Annotated in this window: 4 protein-coding genes; 2 read left to right on the plus strand and 2 right to left on the minus strand. The window is 65.2% G+C overall.

Going from position 1 to position 4,786, the window contains the following annotated elements; translation table 11 throughout:
- Both JO236_RS09100 and JO236_RS09105 read left to right on the plus strand, forming a co-directional pair.
- Positions 1 to 814, plus strand: an 814-nt coding sequence (locus tag JO236_RS09100) for a M24 family metallopeptidase (RefSeq protein ID WP_293327644.1), incomplete at its 5' end; no start/stop codon positions are given.
- 34 nt (positions 815 to 848) lie between these two features.
- On the plus strand, positions 849 to 3,101 hold the full coding sequence (locus JO236_RS09105; RefSeq protein WP_293327647.1) for an alpha/beta hydrolase-fold protein: 2,253 nt from the start codon (positions 849 to 851) through the stop codon (positions 3,099 to 3,101).
- A 13-nt stretch (positions 3,102 to 3,114) separates the two neighbouring features.
- Here JO236_RS09105 and JO236_RS09110 read toward each other — a convergent pair whose 3' ends face one another.
- Together JO236_RS09110 and JO236_RS09115 are read right to left on the minus strand one after the other, a co-directional pair.
- The gene (locus JO236_RS09110; RefSeq protein ID WP_293327650.1) at positions 3,115 to 4,512 is read right to left on the minus strand and encodes a hypothetical protein; all 1,398 of its coding nucleotides are present in this window, start codon (positions 4,510 to 4,512) and stop codon (positions 3,115 to 3,117) included.
- Positions 4,512 to 4,786 (minus strand): DUF2563 family protein (locus JO236_RS09115; protein ID WP_293327653.1); only part of this gene is annotated, 275 nt, incomplete at its 5' end. The genes JO236_RS09110 and JO236_RS09115, both read right to left, overlap by 1 nt.

Genomic DNA, 4,786 nt, shown 5'->3' on the forward strand with positions numbered 1-4,786 from the left:
TGGTGCCCCCGCCGCCGTGGCCGTCTCCGATTCAATGCCCGCGTTGCACGTTTTACCGCTGACCGGCGTGCTCGGTGTGCTGCCGGTGTTGGCCACCGATGTGCTGCGCGGTTTGCGAATGGCCAAGGAGGCTGCCGAGGTCGATGCTTTGCGTAAGGCGGGTGCGGCGATTGACCGGGTGCACGCCCGGGTGCCGGAGTTCCTGGTCCCGGGTCGGACGGAGGCCGACGTCGCCGCTGATATCGCGAAAGCGATTGTCGCCGAAGGGCATTCGTCGGTCGCGTTTGTCATAGTGGGATCCGGCCCGCACGGTGCCGACCCGCACCACGGGTATTCGGATCGCGAGCTGGAGGCGGGCGACATCGTCGTCGTCGACATCGGTGGCAGCTACGAGCCGGGATATCACTCCGACTCTACCCGCACCTATAGCATCGGTGAGCCCAACGCCGATGTGGCGCAGCACTATTCGATCCTGCAACGCGCCCAGCGGGCGGCGTTTGAGGCGGTTCGTCCCGGCGTGACCGCGCAGGAGGTCGACGCCGCGGCCCGCGACGTGCTGGCCGCCGCCGGGCTCGCCGAGTATTTCGTGCACCGCACCGGACACGGCATCGGATTGTCTGTGCACGAGGAGCCCTACATCGTTGCCGGCAATGATCTGCCGTTGGCCGCGGGCATGGCGTTTTCCATCGAGCCCGGCATCTACTTCCCGGGCCGGTGGGGCGCCCGAATCGAGGACATCGTGATCGTGACCGACGACGGCGCTGTTTCGGTCAACAACCGGCCGCACGAATTGATAGTCGTACCACTGCCTTAAGCCGCGTGTCAGGCACACCGCGTAAGTTGGCGGCGTGACAATCCTGGACCTGGCCCTGCTTCCGATCCGCATTGCGCGCCGCATCACCGACGCGGTGGTGCATCCCGTGAAACCGTCGCCGACCCCACCGGCCGAACTCGTTGTGGTCGACGGCATGCCCGAGGGCGTGCCGTCGGCGGCGCGGCGCGCCGAACCGCGGCTCCCCGTACCGGCGGGTTGGCCATTCGGCGAGGAGTTTCCCCGCACCTGCGGTACCAGCCGGGTGGCCGGTGGTGCCTTGTTCTGGACCGACTTCCTGTACGACGACCACGGCGCCACCGGCCTGCCGGTCGGCGACCTGAAGATCCAGGCCCCGCCGCGTGGCACCTACGTCTATCCCGACGGGCCCGCGTCGGGCAACGGCGCCGACATCTTCCGCGTCGCCGTCGGGCTCACCGAGACCCACACCTGGTGGCGGATCGACTGGAACACGCTGGTGGAGGCTTCCGTGCCGGTCGCGCTGTTCACCTTCGATATCGAGCGCAAGGCCGCGGGGTCCTCGGAGTGGCCGTGCGGGGCCGGGGTGCGTTCGGCAGGTATCGACATGGCGCTGTTGATCTCGGGCAGTGGTGCTGCACTGATCGACCTGACCACCCAGGTCACCACGCCGGTCCAGCACAGTGTCGACCTTCAATCGCGCTCGTTTGTGGCGCAGGTGTCCCGATCGCTGCTGGAACCTGCTGGCGAGTGGACGGTCCGGCTGGTCGGGGGATTGGCCAACGCAGCGGGAGACGGCTTCGCCGACGTCCCCGGCGAGCGCGGCGCGCTGCCCGGCCAGCCCAACGTCTACAACGTCGCGTTCCGCACCAGCGAGCAGGAACAGCCGCACCTGAACTTCTGGTCCGACGCCGCCCAGGCTGCGGCATTGAGCAGCGGTGACGTGTCAGAGTTCGCGGTGACGGTCGACTGGGCGGAACTGGCGGCCGGCGGGGACAGCGGCGAACCGCTGATCACCGGCCCGTCGACGCGCTGGTACGTCTCCTCGGTCGAATTGGGGCAAGGCGTCGCCGGCGGCAGTGTCCTGAGCACCAAGCAGCAGTTCCTCGGGCGAGTGCAGCCCTACTCGGTGTGCCTGCCCTCGTCGTACGCGCCCGGTCAACAGCTGCCGTTGACGCTGTTGCTGCATTCACTTGCGCTGGGACAGACGCAGTTCGCCGCGATCGACCCGAACCTGTTGCACCAGGTGTGCGAGACCCGTGACTCGGTGGTTGTCACGCCGCTGGCCCGGGGCCCGTCCACCTGGTACTTCGATACCGGCGAGCTCGACGTATGGGAGGTGTGGGCGCGGGTGGCCGAACAGCTCGGCACCGACCCCAACCGCACGGTGGTTTCGGGCTACTCGATGGGCGGCTACGCGGCCTACAAGTTCGGGCTGACCTATCCGCAGGTGTTCGCGCAGGCCGTCGTGTTGGCGGGGCCGCCGGCGTGCGGGGTGCGGCTGCTGCCCGACGTCGACATTCCGGCCAATCTCGACCTGGATTCGGCGTGTGCCCGCGAGGGCGACTCGTGGAAGCTGCTGGTGAATGCTCGCTGGCTGCCGTACGTCATCGCCCACGGGTTGGTCGACGAGTTGGTGCCCTTCGCCGGGGCCGCCGAGCAGGTGCTCGAGCTGGACCGGTTGGGTTACCGCCACCGATTCACGGTGTATCCGCTCGAGGATCACATCGTCTGGATCTTCCAGGACAAGTTCGAGGATCCGATCGAGCACATGGGAACTGGCCTGCGCCAAGCCGATCCGGGGCATATCACGTTCGCGTGGTATCCACAGTTGGTGCGGGCCGATCTGGGAATCGGGCCACATCAGGTGTGGTGGTTATCGGAGCTGACGGCCGATCCTGCGGTGGTCGAGCGCCGCGGGGCGACCGCGGAAGTCGACGTGTGTTCGTATGCGCGGCCTGACCCGGCGCACAGTCTTCGTCGGCATCGTGGCTTCGTCCTGGGCTTTGACCCAAGCCCGGGGTTGTATTCGGAGCTGGACTGGCGGGTGGGTCTGCCGGTCGCCCCGATGCCGTACCTGACGCTGCGGTTGACCGGGGTCGCCAGCTTGACGGTCGACCTCAAGCGCGCGGGTCTGGCGTCGCTGCCGTCGTCGACGATCACGGTGACCAGCGATACCGCAGCGGCCATCAGGCTGGCCGCGCTGCCGGAGGGTGTGACAGTGTCGGTCGACGGTCAGCCTGTGGGTGCGACGGTGGCCGTGTCGGCAGGCCGGCACCGAATCACGCTGACGCAGGCCCGGCAGGCCTGAAATCCCTTCGCTCTCATGGCTGCGCGTTGAAGTGCGGTTCGACAGATTCGTCTCCGATTGGCTTGTGCCACCACAGTCCCGCCATGGGACCAAGCTCGTCGTCAACGTAAGTTGGCCACGAGTGCACCAATGTCGTCGGCGCGCCGGACCGGTCGTTGTAGATTTCGATTGCGGGAAAATCCGTGACGGTTCCGCCTACTCGAGGCCCTGTTGCCGTCGGTTCAATGACAATGGTGCCGTTCACATCTAGTGACGTCGCTTTGGCGAGGTCTTCGCCACCTGGTGAGAACGGGTCGGCGCCGCTGTACGTGATCGAAATTGCGCCGTTCTTTTGTTGCACAGCTGAGACGGCTGGTGTGCCTGCCCGGATTTGACCCGCCTTCGGATCGATTGACGGGTTCTGCCGGGCCACGATGATGCCGTTTTCGTAGTCGACGAATACCGATATCCTCGATGCCTCGGGGTCGGCCGTGGGCGAAAAGCCGCGGTTGTCGCCGAGGTTCTCGTGGTATGGCGGCCAGTCGAGTTCCGGATTCCAGACCGTGCGACTTGGGATGAACAGGTTTGTCCGCACGACGCCCTGACCGGGTACCGGCGTGATTCGACTGACGATGATATTCGGGGGCACACCGCCGTTCTTTGGGTTGTAGCTGTGCGGATCGAGAGCTTCCGCGGTATCCCAGTCCGCTGCGGAACTCGGTGGTCTACCGAAAACCTTTGTGAAGGCCTCGATCTCGTTCTGCCGCCGGTTGGATTCGGGTTCGGCCCTCGATGGGGTTCCTGAGGCGTCGACGGCTTGGAGCACTCCGGGTTCGTAGCCGTCGGTGCGCAGGGCGGCAAGCGAGGTCTGCAAAGTATCGGAGTAAGCGGTGCGTATTGAATTCACTTGGTGCAGGGTGGTTGCCGTGCAGTCGATAGCGTCTTGGTCCTCAATGTGGATGAGCGCATCCAGTGCGGGTTGGTCCTCCTCGGTGAGAAGTCCGCGTGCCTCAAGTTGAAATGCCTGTCCCAGTTGATCGTCGATCTGCTGCAACCGACTTTCGAGTTGGGCGATCTGATCACTCGCGGCTCGTTGCGCCTCGGCCAGGACGGCGGCGATCGTCTCCAAATCCGTTGCGACCTTCTGTATCTGCGCCGATGTAGAGCCGAGTTCCTGAACGGTACGCTGCACTTCGGCGGCGTCGTTGATGGGATGTTCGCCGTTTTCCCGATTCCAGGCCGCCTCAAAGCGGAGCCGTGCTTCGTTGAAGTGTGCGCTGGCCTCGCTCGAGCATCTGCCCGCCGCATAGAATGCTTCAGCTAGATCGGATATGTTTGCTGGAGAGCCACTTTGGAGACTCCGATTGATCGCCCAGGGGTCGCCGCCGGCTGCGCTGATCAACTGCGGAATATCTAGGTGGCAAAGCCGCATCACACCATCCGTAGTTGGGTCGAGTTGCTCTCATCCATGTCTGTGAATTCTCGGGCCGCGCGATATGCCTTGTCGCCCAAGGCGATCAGCGAATTTTGATGATCCTGTAGGACCTTCACGTGTCGCGCACGTGACGAGTTGATAGCTTCGTGGAACACATCGGCCGCGCCGAAATCACCGAACATCCCCGGCGGCAGCGGTCCTTGCGATAGGCGCGCGGCTCCGGCGTGTGCGTGGGCACCCGCCTGGTAGGACTGGTCAGACCCCGAGTGCA

It is taken from the genome of Mycobacterium sp. (assembly GCF_019247635.1).
Classification (GTDB): Bacteria; Actinomycetota; Actinomycetes; order Mycobacteriales; family Mycobacteriaceae; genus Mycobacterium.

Bases quoted from the DNA above. Each gene is read 5' to 3' on its own strand.
- JO236_RS09110 (WP_293327650.1), bottom strand. From the start codon at position 4,512: ATGCGGCTTTGCCACCTAGATATTCCGCAGTTGATCAGCGCAGCCGGC.